14 protein-coding genes and 1 pseudogene are annotated in these 13538 nt (G+C 69.4%); 8 read left to right on the top strand and 7 right to left on the bottom strand.

The window, feature by feature from the left end; all coding sequences use genetic code 11:
• Positions 1-3 precede the first annotated feature (3 nt).
• The 5 genes and pseudogenes from KI388_RS06065 (at position 4) to KI388_RS06045 (ending at position 6253) form a co-directional block, all read left to right on the top strand.
• Positions 4-792 (top strand): mechanosensitive ion channel domain-containing protein, encoded by a 789-nt coding sequence (locus KI388_RS06065; RefSeq protein WP_215088457.1) that lies wholly within the window; start codon positions 4-6, stop codon positions 790-792.
• A 98-nt stretch (positions 793-890) separates the two neighbouring features.
• The gene (locus tag KI388_RS06060) at positions 891-1556 is read left to right on the top strand and encodes a GNAT family N-acetyltransferase (RefSeq protein WP_215088456.1); all 666 of its coding nucleotides are present in this window, start codon (positions 891-893) and stop codon (positions 1554-1556) included.
• A 102-nt stretch (positions 1557-1658) separates the two neighbouring features.
• Positions 1659-4139, top strand: a complete 2481-nt coding sequence (locus KI388_RS06055) for a DEAD/DEAH box helicase (protein WP_215088455.1) — start codon at positions 1659-1661, stop codon at positions 4137-4139.
• A gap of 51 nt (positions 4140-4190) precedes the next feature.
• Positions 4191-4637, top strand: coding sequence for a phosphate-starvation-inducible PsiE family protein (locus KI388_RS06050; RefSeq protein ID WP_215088454.1), 447 nt, complete (start codon positions 4191-4193; stop codon positions 4635-4637).
• 69 nt (positions 4638-4706) lie between these two features.
• A pseudogene (locus KI388_RS06045) lies at positions 4707-6253 on the top strand (deoxyribodipyrimidine photo-lyase).
• 434 nt (positions 6254-6687) lie between these two features.
• Here the strand turns inward: KI388_RS06045 and mvaD are convergent.
• The 4 genes from mvaD to KI388_RS06025 form a co-directional block, all read right to left on the bottom strand.
• Positions 6688-7686, bottom strand: a complete 999-nt coding sequence (gene mvaD / locus KI388_RS06040) for a phosphomevalonate decarboxylase MvaD (RefSeq protein ID WP_215088453.1) — start codon at positions 7684-7686, stop codon at positions 6688-6690.
• A gap of 72 nt (positions 7687-7758) precedes the next feature.
• Complete coding sequence (locus KI388_RS06035) at positions 7759-8151, bottom strand: PIN domain-containing protein (RefSeq protein ID WP_215088452.1); 393 nt, start codon at positions 8149-8151, stop codon at positions 7759-7761.
• Positions 8148-8390, bottom strand: coding sequence for an antitoxin VapB family protein (locus tag KI388_RS06030; protein ID WP_215088451.1), 243 nt, complete (start codon positions 8388-8390; stop codon positions 8148-8150). Before KI388_RS06030 ends, KI388_RS06035 begins: the two co-directional genes overlap by 4 nt.
• 76 nt (positions 8391-8466) lie before the next feature.
• Positions 8467-8727 carry a hypothetical protein gene (locus KI388_RS06025; RefSeq protein ID WP_215088450.1) on the bottom strand — a complete coding sequence of 87 codons (261 nt, stop codon included), beginning with the start codon at positions 8725-8727 and terminating at the stop codon, positions 8467-8469.
• Between the two features lie 155 nt (positions 8728-8882).
• Here KI388_RS06025 and KI388_RS06020 point away from each other — a divergent pair, with 155 nt between their 5' ends.
• The gene (locus tag KI388_RS06020; protein ID WP_215088449.1) at positions 8883-9224 is read left to right on the top strand and encodes a 2Fe-2S iron-sulfur cluster-binding protein; all 342 of its coding nucleotides are present in this window, start codon (positions 8883-8885) and stop codon (positions 9222-9224) included.
• 72 nt (positions 9225-9296) lie between these two features.
• On the opposite strand, the gene KI388_RS06015 is transcribed toward KI388_RS06020, so the two are convergent.
• From KI388_RS06015 to KI388_RS06005, 3 genes are all read right to left on the bottom strand, one after another.
• Positions 9297-9812 (bottom strand): hypothetical protein, encoded by a 516-nt coding sequence (locus KI388_RS06015; protein WP_215088448.1) that lies wholly within the window; start codon positions 9810-9812, stop codon positions 9297-9299.
• A 225-nt stretch (positions 9813-10037) separates the two neighbouring features.
• Positions 10038-11426: a TIGR00366 family protein gene (locus KI388_RS06010; RefSeq protein WP_251133252.1), complete on the bottom strand. Its 1389-nt coding sequence runs from the start codon at positions 11424-11426 to the stop codon at positions 10038-10040.
• A 154-nt stretch (positions 11427-11580) separates the two neighbouring features.
• The gene (locus KI388_RS06005; protein ID WP_215088446.1) at positions 11581-11898 is read right to left on the bottom strand and encodes an ASCH domain-containing protein; all 318 of its coding nucleotides are present in this window, start codon (positions 11896-11898) and stop codon (positions 11581-11583) included.
• A 186-nt stretch (positions 11899-12084) separates the two neighbouring features.
• Here KI388_RS06005 and pyrB point away from each other — a divergent pair, with 186 nt between their 5' ends.
• The gene (gene pyrB, locus KI388_RS06000) at positions 12085-13032 is read left to right on the top strand and encodes an aspartate carbamoyltransferase (protein ID WP_215088745.1); all 948 of its coding nucleotides are present in this window, start codon (positions 12085-12087) and stop codon (positions 13030-13032) included.
• Positions 13029-13487: an aspartate carbamoyltransferase regulatory subunit gene (gene pyrI / locus KI388_RS05995; protein ID WP_215088445.1), complete on the top strand. Its 459-nt coding sequence runs from the start codon at positions 13029-13031 to the stop codon at positions 13485-13487. Before pyrB ends, pyrI begins: the two co-directional genes overlap by 4 nt.
• Positions 13488-13538 lie beyond the last annotated feature (51 nt).

Genomic DNA, 13538 nt, shown 5'->3' with positions numbered 1-13538 from the left:
CAGATGTCCGCGGTCCCGAGAGCGCTCTCCGAGGCCGTACGCACCGTCCCCGAGCGGCTCTGGCTGGCGCTTTTCGTCCTCGCGATCGGGCTCGTGTTCGCGTACCTCGTCGGCGTGGTCAACCGCCGGCTGCTCCGCCGGGCCGGCGTCCCCGAGGTGATCGAGGGCACCGCCTTCGAGCGGACGGCCCGCGAGTTCGACACCTCGACGGTGCGGATCTTGGCGCAGCTGTCGAGCTACTTCATCGTCGCCGTCACCGTCATCGTCGCCCTGACCGTCGCAGACGTGAACTACCTCGAACAGTTCTGGTCGGGCGTCGCCGCCTTCCTCCCGCGGCTGTTCGTCGCCGCCGTCGTCCTGATCGTCGGGGTCGTCGTCGGCGACAAGACGGAGCTGCTCGTGGCCGAGCGCCTCCGCGGGATCAAGCTCCCCGAACTCGGCGTGCTCCCGACGCTCGTGAAGTACAGCGTGGTGTACGTCGCCGTCCTCATCGCGCTCGGGCAGGTGGGCGTCCAGACGCTCGCGCTCATCGTGCTGCTCGCGGCGTACGCGTTCGCGGTCGTGCTGTTCGCCGCGCTCGCGACGAAGGACCTGGTCGCCTCGGCCGCGGCCGGCGTCTTCCTCCTCCTCCGACAGCCGTACGGCATCGGCGACGAGGTGCGGGTCGCGGGCGAGCGCGGCGTCGTCCAGGAGGTCGACCTGTTCGTCACGCACATCGAGACGGACGGCGAGGAGCACGTCCTCCCGAACCACGCGGTGTTCCGCGAGGGCATCGTACTGATACGGGAGTGACCGCGGCGGCGCGCCCGCGGTCGAGGTCCTCGGTACCCGTTCCCACGCTGTGAAAGTCGTCACCCTTCTATAACCCGACACGGCGCCAACGTCGAGACATGACCCCCGACACCGCGAGCGTCGCCTGCGACGGCTGGGACGGTACCGAGTGCGAGGGGACGCCGCACTGTCCGCCGCGCTGCCCGCGGTTCGTCGACAAGGAGGGCGCGCGCTGGACGGTCCGGCCAGCGACCGACGCCGACGAGCCGTTCCTCGCGGAGATGTACGAGCGGTTCGACCGCGCCGACCGCGCGCAGGGGCTTCCCCCCGTGAGTCGGCGGCGGTGCGTCGAGTGGATCCGGTCATTGCTGTCAGAGGGGAACAACGTCGTCGCGGAGCGGAACGGCGAGCTTTTCGGCCACGCGGTGTACACGCCGACCGACGCCGCGGTCCCCGAGCTCGCGGTCTTCGTCCACCCCGACGCGCAGGACCGGGGCGTGGGGACGGAGCTGTGCCGGCACGTCGTCGCCAACGCCGACGCGGCCGGCCGCGAGGGGATCGAACTCCACGTCGAGACCGGCAACCGCGCCGCGAGGAGCGTCTACGGGACGGTCGGCTTCGAGGTCGTCGAGCGCCGCGGCGACCTCCGGATGCGCCTCGACCTCGACGACCCGGTCGCGACCGAGGTCCGCTGGCCGCCGCTGGCCCGCGAGGGGCCGGCGGAGCCGGCGGTCGACCTCACACCGGCCGAGGGCGGGGCCGGGCGATCGCCGGCGGACGACTGAGTCGGAGGGCCGCCGACTGGGGCGGCGCGACGCTCCCGCGCCCGCCGTCGCCTCCGCGCCACCGCAACCGTTAGGCCCCGCCGACCCCAGAGTACCGTAACCGTGGACGACGCCATCGAGTGGCTGCGGGACCGCCCCTTCTACGAGGGACAGATCGCCGACCACCGACGGATCCCGGCGCGAGACCCCGAGTTCGCGGACGTCGACCTCGAACCGCGGCTCGCGGACGCGCTCGCGGGGCGCGGGATCGACCGGCTCTACCGCCATCAGGCCGACGCGATCGAGGCGGTCCGGGACGGCGACGACGTCGTCCTCGCGACTGAGACGGCCAGCGGCAAGTCGCTCGCGTACACCGTCCCCGCCTTCGAGGCCGCGATGGACCGCGGGGGACGGACGCTGTACGTCGGTCCGCAGAACGCGCTGATCGCGGACCAAGAGGAGTCGCTCTCGGAGCTGGCGGCCGACCTCGGCTTCGGCAGCCGGGTCTCGGTCGACTCCTACACCGGGCGGCTCTCGCAGTCGGAGAAGCGCGACGTGCGCGACCGTCGCCCGACCGTCCTCCTCTCGAACCCGGACATGCTCCACTACGCGCTGTTGCCGTACGCGGGGCGCCTGTGGGACTGGTTCTTCTCGTCGCTGGAGTACGTGGTGATCGACGAGGTGCACAGCTACCGCGGCGTGTTCGGCTCGCAGGTCGCGCTGACCTTACGTCGGCTCGCACGGACCTGCGAGCGGTTCGACTCCTCTCCCCAGTTCATCTGCTGTTCCGCGACGATCAACAACCCCGTCGACCACGTCGCGACCGTCACCGGCCGCGACCCGGACGGGATCGCTCTGGTCGACGAGGACACCTCCGGCCGCGGGCCGCGCGACTGGGTGCTGTGGAACCCGCCGGAGTACGACGACGACTGGCAGGAGCGCGGCAGCGGTCGCCGGAAGTCGAGCCACACCTCCGCGAAGCGACTCTTCGTCGACCTCGTCACCGCGGGCCAACAGACCTTGGCGTTCACGCGGGCGCGCCAGACCGCCGAGCAGTACGCGACCGACAGCGCGAGCGACCTCCGCGAGCGGGGCGAGCGCGACCTCGCCGGGAAGGTCGGCGCGTATCAGGCGGCGCTCACCGACGACCGCCGCCGCGAGATAGAGGCGGACCTCCACGCCGGCGATCTCCGGGGCGTCTGGTCGACGAGCGCCCTCGAACTCGGCGTCGACGTGGGCGGCCTCGACGCCGTCGTCCTCGACGGCTACCCCGGCACGCGGATGTCGGCGCACCAGCGCGCGGGGCGGGCCGGCCGCGGCGACGACCCGGCCCTCGTCGTGATGGTCGGCGGCGAGGACCAGCTCGACCAGTACCTGATGCGCAACCCGGGCGACTTCTTCGACGCGCCGCCCGAGGACGCGATCTGCGACCCGGAGAACGGCCAGCTCATGCCCGGCCACGTCGCCTGTGCGGCCGACGAGAACTGGCTTGCGCCCGACGACGCGCGCTTCTTCGGGGACTCCTTCCCGGGCGTGGTGGCGGACCTGACCGACGAGGGCGTCCTGAACCGGCGCGGGGCCGCGGCGGGCACGCGCTGGGTCCACGCCGGCGGGTCCAGCCCGCAGCAGTCCGTGAACCTCCGCACCGCGGAGGAGCGCGAGATCTCGCTGATCGAGCGGTCGAGCGGCGAGACGGTCGCGACGCTCGGCTTCGCGGACGCGCTCCGGGACGCCCACCCCGGCGCCATCTACCACCAGCAGGGCCGCACCTACGAGGTGGTCGAACTGGACCTCGACCGCGACGTCGCGGAGCTCCAGCAGTCGTGGGCGGACTACTACACGCAGGTGCGCTCCGACAAGGACATCGTCGTGAACGAGGACCTCGACGAGCGCGCGCTCTCCGCGCGCCCCGACGTGCCGGTCCGGTTCGCGGACGTCACGGTGACCGAGCAGATCACGGGGTTCGTGCGGAAGGACGCCGCCACCGGGGAGTCGCTGGGCGAGTCGACGCTCGACCTCCCGGAGACGACGCTGCGCACGAAGTCGCTGTACTTCCCGGTGCCCGAGGACCTCGAACGCGAGATGCGCCGTCTGGGCGACCCGGTCGACGCGGACGGCGCGGCCGAGGGCGCGGCGAGCGCCGAGACCGACGGCGGCGACCCGGCCGACGACGATTCGACCGCCGCCGTGCCCGACGGCGAATCCGCCGCCGCCGACGGCGAACCGATCCCGGGCGGCGAGTACGCGTTCAACGGCGGCATCCACGCCGCCGAACACGGGATCATCTCGCTTTTCCCGTTCCACCTGCTGTGCGACCGCGCCGACGTCGGCGGCATCTCCACGCCCCACCACCCCCACACCGAGGGGCCGGCGGTGTTCGTCTACGACGGCTACCCGGGCGGTGTCGGACTCACGCGCCGCGGCCACGGCCGCATCGAGGAGCTGATGACCCGGACGGCGCGGCTCATCGACACCTGCGACTGCGAGGGCGGCTGTCCCGCCTGCGTCCAGTCGCCCCACTGCGGCAACGGGAACGACCCGCTGGCGAAGGCGCCCGCGGTCAGCCTGCTGGAGTCGCTGACGGGCGCCGACGCGGGGCGGTAGGTCGGCCCCCCACCCAAAGCCACTTGCTGCCGGGCGCCGACGGGTCCGTCGATGGAGTTCGATCTCGACGACGCCGCGGATCCCGCGGCCCGGGCGATGGAGTGGCTCGTCCTCGGCGCGGCGTACTTCCTGCTCCTCCTGTTCCTCATCGGCGTGTTCGACCTGTTCGTCTCGCTGTACCGCCTCCTCGCCGCGGGCGACTTCACCGACCCGGTCGAGGTCGTGGGGCTGCTCGACAGCGTCCTCCTACTCTTGATTCTCGTCGAGGTCCACCGGACGCTCGTGGCGTACGCGCGCGGCCAGCCCGTCCTCCGGATCGTCGTGAGCGCCGCGATCATCGCGGTCTCCCGGCGGGTGATCAGCTTCCGGCTGGAGGACTACGGCACGGGCGACGAGGCCCTGCTCGCGGCCGCGGCGCTCGGCGTCTTGATCCTCGCGCTCACGGTCGGCTACTTCCTCCTCGACCGCGTCAGCGTTCCGGGGCGGCTCGAACTCTGACCGGAACACCGAGCCGTGCTCGACGTGCGATCCCGGTGGTTTCACGGTGGACGCGCCCGTGGCGATCCCATGGAGCTGTTCTGGCACCGACGGGACCTCAGAGCCGCCGACAACATCGGCCTCGCGACGGCGGCGGGGGCCGCCGACGCCGACCGCGGCCCCGCCGCGCCCGTCTTCGTCTTCGACCCCGACATCCTCGACCACGCGAGCGACGTGCGGGTCCGCCGCCTGCTCGACGGACTCGCCGCGCTCCGCGACGACTACCGCGAGCGCGGGAGCGACCTGCTCGTCGCCCGCGGCGACCCCGAAGCGGTCCTCCCGCGGCTCGCGGAGGCACTCGACGCCGAACGCGTCGTCTGGAACCGCGACTACTCCGGGCTGGCCCGAGAGCGGGACGCGGGCGTGCGGCGCGCGCTCGACGCGGTCGACGTCGCGCGCGAGGCCCACCACGACGCAGTCCTCCACGACCCCGACGCGATCCGGACGAACGCCGGCGACCCCTACTCGGTGTACAGCTACTACTGGAAGAAGTGGACCGACCGGCGAAGGACGACCCGGTGCCCGCGCCGACCGGCGAGGGGCTCGTCGGCGCGGACCGGCTCGCGAGCGCCGCCGACGCGGTCGCGGCGGCCGACGAGACGGACGGGACGGCCGCTGACGGCGGCGAGCGCGTCGCCGCGGCGGACTCCCCGGCGGTCGACGTCGCGGCCGGCGACCTGCCGACGCCGGCCGACCTCGGCTTCGCGGAGCCGGACGCGGCGGTCGGTCCCGCGGGGACCGCCGCCGCCCGCGAGCGCCTCGACGAGTTCCTCGACGAGGCGGTGTTCGCCTACGAGGCCGAGCGCGACTTCCCCGCCGAGGAGGCGACCTCGCGGCTCTCGGCCTTCCTGAAGTACGGCGAGATCGGCGTCCGAGAGGCGTACGCGGCGACGAGGGAGGCGATGGCCGAGGCCGAGTCCGAGACGCGGCCCGACGACGCCCCGGAGCAGGTCGAGGAGTTCCAACAGCAGCTGGCGTGGCGGGAGTTCTACACGCAGGTGCTCTTTCACAACCCCGAGGTGGTGACGGAGAACTACAAGGCGTACGAGGAGGGGATCGAGTGGCGCGACGACCCCGAAGAGATAGCCGCGTGGAAGCGCGGCGAGACGGGCTACCCCATCGTCGACGCCGGAATGCGACAGTTACGCGAGGAGGCGTTCATGCACAACCGCGTGCGGATGATCGTCGCCTCCTTCCTCACGAAGGACCTGCTCGCGGACTGGCGCCACGGCTACGACCACTTCCGGAAGCACCTGGCCGACCACGACACCGCCAACGACAACGGCGGGTGGCAGTGGGCGGCCTCGACCGGGACCGACGCGCAGCCGTACTTCCGCATCTTCAACCCGATGACGCAGGGGGAGCGCTACGACCCCGACGCGGAGTATATTAAGAAATACGTCCCCGAGCTTCGGGGAGTCGACGCCGACCTGATCCACGAGTGGCACGAGGTCTTGCCCACCCAGCGGGCGAACGCGGCGCCGGAGTACCCGTCGCCGATCGTCGACCACTCGGAACGGCGCGAGGCGGCGCTGGCGATGTACAAGCGAGCGCGCGGCGAAGATCCGGACGAATAAGTGAAATCTGAGTGGTGTGTTGTCGTTTGGGTGCTGATGGACGCCATCGCTGCGACGACGAAGATATCCAAAGCCTCAGCCGCTCGGTTATAAACAGTTGATCGCGGATCGGCGGTGAAGGCCTCCAAAGCCCCAGCCGCGACGGCTCGCGCACCTCGTTGCGCTCCTCGCTCGTTCGCTCCGCTCACTCGCTGCGGTGCTTACGTCGGTGTGCTTCGCCCTCGCGACTGCCCCTTTGAATCCCACCCGACCGCACCGCAACCGCACCTCACGCCTCCCCAGCCTCGCGGCTCCCTCCGCGTTGCTCCGGTCGCCGCGTCCCTCGCGCGTGCTGTCGCCGGCGCGAAGCGCCGGCTTCCAGAGGGACCTTCGGTCCCTCGCGGCTCGGCCGCGGGGGGCCTCGCAGGCACGCGCCACCGTACTGCCGCGTCTATTTAAAACAGCGCCTCGCTCTCGTCGAGGACGCGCGCCGGGCCGCCGACCTCCCAGACGTCGGTGTCGATGCCGATCTCCGCGATCCGGCTCTCGACCTCGTCGACGTGGTCGGCCAGCGTGTTCACGTACACCGACGCGCCGGTGTCAGTCGAGAAGTAGACGGGGACGCCCGCCTCGCGGAGTTCGCGCACCGCGTTGAAGACGGCGATCGTCTCGGGCTGCCAGTACACCCAGCCCGACGGGCCGGTCATCGTGGTGGCGGTGAGGGAGAGCGAGTCGTGCTCGGCCGTCTCGAAGATCCGGTCGAAGTCGCCCGCGCGGAGCGCGTCGGTCATCTCAACCAGTTGGTCCTGAACGTGCGCGGTCCGGGCCTGCATCATGTGGCTCGCGGCGGCCTCGCGATGGGCCTCCTCGGTCTCTTTATAAGCGGGGACGTGCGCGGCGACGATCCGCAGGTCCTCCTCGGGGTCGAACCCGTCTTCGCTCACGCCGGCGTCGAGGCGGTAGGAGCGGCAGTCCTCGTCGTTGAGTCCGGCGTCGAGCCGCGAGTACGCGCCCGTCACCGAGCGGGCCGCCGAGGAGGAGCCGCGGCGGGCGACCGTGGAGACCTCGGGGAGCGACATGTCGAGGCCCGCGGCCTCGGTCAGGGCGAGTGCGGCGGCCGCGAACCCCGACGACGAGGAGCCGAAGCCGATGTTCGACGGGAAGGAGTTCTCGCTCTCCAGCCGCACCGCGGCGTCGACGCCGGCCAGCTCGCGGACGTGGTCGACGACCATGTCGATGCGCTCGGCGGCCCGCCCGTCGACCGCCTCGCCGCCGATGACGTAGGTGTCCTCGCTCGCGTCGGGCTGCCACTCGACGGTGGTCGTCGTCGCGGTCGGCGCGGTACAGAGGCTGATGCTGTCGTGGTACGGGAGGCGCAGTTCCTCGTCGCGCATCCCGTGGTACTTGACGAGCCCCTGAATCGGGTGGGCTCGCGCGGTGGCCTTACCGGTCATACCTCGGGAAGCGTCCGGCGGGGGATTAGTCGTTGCGATGGGCGGGAGGAAACGACGCCTGTTGGCAAGCGCTCAGTACGTCTCGACGTCGAGACCGTCGATACGCTCGAAGTGCTCGCGATTGCGGGTTACGACCGGTTCGTCGTTCAACAGCGCCGTCGCCCCGATGATACAGTCCTCTCTGTCGATCTCTTGGCCGCGGGCGCGAAGCGAGCCGGAAATCTTCCCGGCTTTTCGCATCACGGTCTCGTCGGCGACGACCGCGTGGCGCGTGTCGAGTACGTCGAGGGTCGCTTGTCGGCGCTCTTCGGGAGCGTTCAGCTGTGGAACCGCTTCGTACAGTTCGAGTACCGTTATCGAGGAGATCTTCTCGGGACGATTCTCCCGTTCGATGAGATCGAGGTATCGGACTGCGTCCCGGTCGTCGTGTAGAACGTCGATGATGAAGGTCGTGTCCTCGATCATTCGCCGTCTTGTACGTCCGCGTCGAGACGTTCACGCCGGTCGCGAGAACGGGACCGACCCTCCTCGACGAGGGATTCGAGTTCGTCGGCCTCGTCCTCCGAAAGGATCCCGGCGACCTCGGTCCACGATCGCTCGCCGGCGATCCGTTTGACCACGTCGGAAAACGACTCTCCCTCTCGCTTGTGCGATTTGAGCCGCTCGTAGGCCTCCTCGTCGAGCGAGATCGTTTTCGTCGACATCACAGTACACAGTTACGTGTGTATATTTATAAATGTCAGCGCCGGGATCGAGGGTGCGACCCGACAGCGGTTCACTCTACTCGGATTCTCCGACTAACAAATAAATCACGACAACCAACAGCATCACGTCTAAACCCGCGATCACCGTTAGCGGAGTGCCGAACCCCCACTGCCACGCCCAGTCGCTGTCTCGGTCCTTTGCGTCGTGATAAATCCACCTGCCGAGCGTCGCCCAGAGAACGAGCAGCGCCGCCAACAGAAATAGTTCGTCGCGGACGACGGTGACGCCCCAGATCCGATACGTCGGTAGCTGCGCGACGGAGGGTGCGAGGACCATCGATGCGTTCCGATACTCACCCCACTCAAAAAAAACCGATATCAGAAAATCCACTCGCACCGCCGAACCATCACCTTCCTCACCGGCTTCCGTCCCCGCGACGGCGACGCGATCGAGGGGAACCCTTTTTGACCGGCCGGCGGGTACTCCGCGCCATGACCGAGTACACCGTCGAGTTCGTCGGCACCGGCGAGACGATCGAGGTGACCGACACGGAGACGATCCTCAGCGCCTGCTTCGACGAGGGGATCGCCCAGGAGTACTCCTGCCGCGTCGGGATGTGTCTCGCCTGCTCCGCCGAAATCGTCGAGGGCGAGGTGACCCAGCCCGCGGCCCGGGGCCTCACCGACGAGGAGGCCGAGGAGTACGCGCTCACCTGTATGGCCCGCCCGCAATCGGACCTCAAGCTTGACCGCGGGAAGTACCCGCCGAGCATCGAGGACGACGCCGCGGTCTCCGCCGAAGACGGCGACGGCGCGGCCGCGGACGACGACTGAGAAGGCGGCCCTCCGCATCGACCGCCTCGAACCCCTTTCTCCGCCGACGCCGTGCGAGACGCCCCGGACGGATCAGTCGAGTTCGGCTTCGAGCCTCGGGTTTCGGTTCGTCGTGGGGATCTCGGACTCGACGAGCGCCCCGCACGCGTCGACGAACTCGGTGTCCCCGATCTCGCCGCAGAGGACGTGGGTCTCCGCGTCGGTGGCGATGTACACGTCGATCACGTCGCGCTCCGAATGAGACAGGAACTCGTAGGTGGTGTTCCAGCCGCCGACCGCGAACAGCGACAGGAACCCGACGAGCGCGATTTCGGTCCGGGTCTCGACCTGTCCCTGATAAACGAGAACGCCCGCTCCGACCGTGAGGACGAGCGAGAGGGCGAGGAAGAACAGCCCGAGGAACGCGTGCCGGCGGAGACTGGTATCCCGGCCGAACTCGACGCTGTTCGCCTCGCTGACGGGGATCGAGACCGCGGCGTCCGCTCCCGGTCGGGTGTACGTGAGTTCCCCGTCGGACGCGGCGAACACCGCCGTGTTCTCGCTGTCGATGACGTATTCGTCGACGTGTGCTTCCGTTGTGAACTCCATGGAAGGCGTGGCGTGGTGACACCCTCGCCTGCCCGGTATGTAATCTTTGATACCTGTCCGCTTCCGTACGTTCCGTCTCAGTGTCCGAAGCGCGCGACCTCCGGAGTCCCTTCGAAGGGGCGGGGGACGCACTCTTCTCGTTCTCTCGGCTCGGACTGAACCCGTTACCGGATGCGGTTCACGGAGCCACCGTTCCGGGCCCGACGGAGCCGAACCCCTTCGCCCTCAGTACGGCACGGCGTACAGCGCGACGGCGAGGAACGGGATGAGCGCGATCAGCATCGCGATGGCGTAGCCGAACATCTCGCGCGCCTTGACGTTCGTGATCGCGAGCAGCGGCAGCGCCCAGAACGGGTTCAGCAGGTTCGTGTGCGCGTCCCCGACCGCGTACGCGATGGTGGCCTGCCCGTAGGGGACGCCGAGTTCCTGTGCGGCCTGAAGCACCGACGGGCCGACGACGAGCCACTCGCCGCCGCCCGAGGGGACGAACAGGTTCGCGACGGAGCCGACGATCCACGCGACCACGGGGTACGTCGCCGCCGTCGACACGTCGAGCAGCGCCTCCGCGAGCAGCAGCGCCAGCCCGGAGTCGGCCATGATCCCCTGGATCCCGGCGAAGAAGGGGAACAGCAGGACGATGCCGGCCGCCGCGCCCGCCGCGTCGTTGAACCGGTCGCGGTAGTACGCCGGGCGCTGGTAGATCAGCAGCCCGGCGAAGAGGAACCCGAAGTTGACGGCGTTCAGCGTAAACGCGCCGAGCCCCTGCCCGGCGAACTGGAGCGCGAGGATGGCGACGCCCGACAGCGCCACCAGCCCGCCGATGATCCGGCTGTTGTTCATCCGCTCGGCGGGGACGTCGTCCACCTCCGCCGGCGGCTCGTCCACCGGGTCCGCGGCGTCGGCGGCGTCGGTGCCGCCATCTGTACTTGAGTCGAACAGGTCCGCCTCGTCGACGTACTCCGTGATCCCCTTCGCGCGGCTCCCGGAGGGGGCGAGCACGTACAGCACGGCGCTCGCGAAGACGATGGAGAGCGCGGTGAGCGTGAGCGCGTACGGGTGGAAGATAGTCTCGGCAGCCGGGACCGTCGAGGTCAGGAACTCGAACCCGGTCCCTTCACCGATGTTGTTCGCGTCGGTCAACTGGAGCGGCGCGGACCCGGAGATGCCCCAGTGCCACGTCAGGCCGAGTCCCATGTACCCGGCGACCGCGAGCAGCGGGTAGTGGATCTCGATGTCTTTCCGGTGGGCGACCTTCCCCATCTCGCGGGCGAAGATGGCGCCCATGATGAGGCTGAACCCCCAATGGACCCACGCCAGCGACATCGAGATGAAGCCGACGAACGCGGCCGCCTGCGCCCCGGAGTTCGGAATCTCCGCGAGCCGCTGTAAGATCGCGTTGACCCGCGGGTGGTACGCGATGACGAACCCCGTCATCAGGATGAGCACCATCTGCATCGAGAACCCGAGGAACGCCCAGAAGCCGCCGTACCAGAACTCCAACAGCTTGACCGGTCCCGAGTCGGTCGCTATCAGCCCCGCTCCGTAGACGATATACGTCAACAGAATGGCGAAGACGAACGGGCTCGGCATCCACCGTTCGACCACCTCCGACATCCGGAATCCGATACGTTCGACGACGCCCGCCCCGTCGCTTGCTGCCATACTCTCCGTATCCAGTATCCTTCAGTATAAATAATGGGGTACTCTCGCGGCGGCTGACACGTTCGCCGTCCGGGGATCGACGGCCCTCGACTGCTCCGGCTCTACCTTATTCCGCTCGCTCGAAGCGGTGTCGCACCACGTCGGCGTCGTCGTCCCACTCGAAGTTCCCGCCGTGCGCGCGCACCATCCGCTCTTTGTACGCCGAAAGCGACGGCGACCCCTCGCGTTTCGCGTCCTCGTCGGTCATCTCCCCGAGCGTCCGCCCCGTCACCTCGGTCAGTTCGAAGGTGACGCCCTCGACCTCGAAGGTATCGCCCTCGTCGCCGTACCGGTTCCCGCGGTGAAGCTGGGTCACCTCGCCGTCGAGGGCGGCCTGTTTCACGCGGTCGTTCGGCAGCAGGTCGCTCGGATCGTTCTCGGACATGTCCGGTCGTTAGGCCCGGGTCGGTTTATAAGTGCGGCCGCGGGTCGGCGGCGTCGAAGCGTGGGAACTCACCCCGCGTTCTACGAATCTCGAAACTACCGATCGCAGGGATCAACACGGACGTGAACACCCGTCTCGCACTCCGAGCCGAGGGATTCAAGATACTGCCGATTCCCTTCTCAGATGATGCGACAGGACCACCTCATCACCGCGACCCAGCTCTCGCGGGATGACATCGAGGCCGTACTCGACCGGGCCCGAGCGGTCGCCGCCGACCCGGCGGCCTACGTGGACCGGCACGCCGGCCGCGTGCTCGCGCTCTGCTTTTTCGAGCCGAGCACGCGCACCCGGATGAGCTTCGACAGCGCGGCCAAGCGCCTCGGCATGGACACCATCGGCATGGGCGACGTCGACTCCTCGTCGGTGTCGAAGGGGGAGTCGCTGTCGGACACCGTCCGCGTCATCGAGGGCTACGCGGACGCCCTCGTCCTCCGCCACCCGAGCGAGGGCGCCGCCACGCTGGCCGGCGAGCGCGTCGACGTCCCCGTCGTCAACGCGGGCGACGGCGCGGGCCAACACCCCTCCCAGACGCTCCTCGACCTCCACACGATCCGCGAGGACCACGGCCTCGACGACCTCACGATCGGGATCATGGGCGACCTGAAGTACGGGCGGACGGTCCACTCGCTGGCGGCCGCGCTCACGGAGTTCGACGCGAACCAGCACTTCATCAGCCCCGAGTCGCTGCGGCTCCCCCGCTCCGTGCGTTTCGACCTCCACGAGACGGGCGCGCAGATCCGCGAACACGAGGAGCTGGAACCCGTGCTCGACGAGCTGGACGTGCTGTACGTCACCCGGATCCAGAAGGAGCGGTTCCCCGACGAGAACGAGTACCACCGCGTCGCGGGCGAGTATCAGATCGACGCCGACACGCTCGAAGACGCGGCCGACGACCTCACCGTGATGCACCCGCTCCCCCGAGTCGACGAGATCGCGCCCGACGTGGACGAGACCGACCACGCGCGCTACTTCGAGCAGGCGCACAACGGGATCCCGGTGCGGATGGCGCTGCTCGACACCCTGCTCGAAAACGCGACTTCCGACGGCGACGGGGGGACGGAGGTGGACCGATGAGCGACCACGAACTGCGCGTCTCGAAGATCCGCGACGGCACGGTCATCGACCACGTCGAGGGCGGGCAGGCGCTGAACGTGCTCGCCATCCTCGGCATCGACGGCTCCGAGGGGTTCGGCGTCTCGGTCGGGATGAACGTCCCCTCCGACCGGCTCGGCCGCAAGGACATCGTGAAAGTCGAGGACCGGGAGCTGTCGCAGTCCGAGGTCGACGTGCTCTCGCTCATCGCGCCCGAGGCGACGATCAACATCGTCCGCGACTTCGAGGTCGTCGAGAAGAACCGCGTCACCCGCCCGGACAGCGTGACGGGCGTGCTCTCCTGTCCGAACCGCAACTGTATCACCAACGCCGACGAGCCGATCGAGACGCGCTTCGACGTCGTCGCGGACGGCGTGCGCTGCGACTACTGCGCGACGATCCTGCGCGCCGACATTGCCGACCACATCGACGTCTGAGTGACCCTCCGTGCCGTGCGGACGCGTCTCACGCTCCGCGACCGCCTCGCG

Origin of the sequence: Halorubrum sp. 2020YC2 (assembly GCF_018623055.1) — an archaeon.
Lineage (GTDB): Archaea > Halobacteriota > Halobacteria > Halobacteriales > Haloferacaceae > Halorubrum.
The sequence above is the reverse complement of the archived record's forward strand: the minus strand, read 5'-3'. Positions and strand labels throughout refer to the sequence as shown.

What these genes read in the sequence shown, in the direction of transcription:
- KI388_RS06065 (WP_215088457.1), top strand. Translation starts at nt 4, where the DNA reads ATGTCCGCGGTCCCGAGAGCGCTCTCCGAGGCCGTACGCACCGTCCCC.
- KI388_RS06060 (WP_215088456.1), top strand. Translation starts at nt 891, where the DNA reads ATGACCCCCGACACCGCGAGCGTCGCCTGCGACGGCTGGGACGGTACC.
- KI388_RS06050 (WP_215088454.1), top strand. Translation starts at nt 4,191, where the DNA reads ATGGAGTTCGATCTCGACGACGCCGCGGATCCCGCGGCCCGGGCGATG.
- mvaD (WP_215088453.1), bottom strand. Translation starts at nt 7,686, where the DNA reads ATGACCGGTAAGGCCACCGCGCGAGCCCACCCGATTCAGGGGCTCGTC.
- KI388_RS06035 (WP_215088452.1), bottom strand. Translation starts at nt 8,151, where the DNA reads ATGATCGAGGACACGACCTTCATCATCGACGTTCTACACGACGACCGG.
- KI388_RS06030 (WP_215088451.1), bottom strand. Translation starts at nt 8,390, where the DNA reads ATGTCGACGAAAACGATCTCGCTCGACGAGGAGGCCTACGAGCGGCTC.
- KI388_RS06025 (WP_215088450.1), bottom strand. Translation starts at nt 8,727, where the DNA reads ATGGTCCTCGCACCCTCCGTCGCGCAGCTACCGACGTATCGGATCTGG.
- KI388_RS06020 (WP_215088449.1), top strand. Translation starts at nt 8,883, where the DNA reads ATGACCGAGTACACCGTCGAGTTCGTCGGCACCGGCGAGACGATCGAG.
- KI388_RS06015 (WP_215088448.1), bottom strand. Translation starts at nt 9,812, where the DNA reads ATGGAGTTCACAACGGAAGCACACGTCGACGAATACGTCATCGACAGC.
- KI388_RS06010 (WP_251133252.1), bottom strand. Translation starts at nt 11,426, where the DNA reads ATGTCGGAGGTGGTCGAACGGTGGATGCCGAGCCCGTTCGTCTTCGCC.
- KI388_RS06005 (WP_215088446.1), bottom strand. Translation starts at nt 11,898, where the DNA reads ATGTCCGAGAACGATCCGAGCGACCTGCTGCCGAACGACCGCGTGAAA.
- pyrB (WP_215088745.1), top strand. Translation starts at nt 12,085, where the DNA reads ATGCGACAGGACCACCTCATCACCGCGACCCAGCTCTCGCGGGATGAC.
- pyrI (WP_215088445.1), top strand. Translation starts at nt 13,029, where the DNA reads ATGAGCGACCACGAACTGCGCGTCTCGAAGATCCGCGACGGCACGGTC.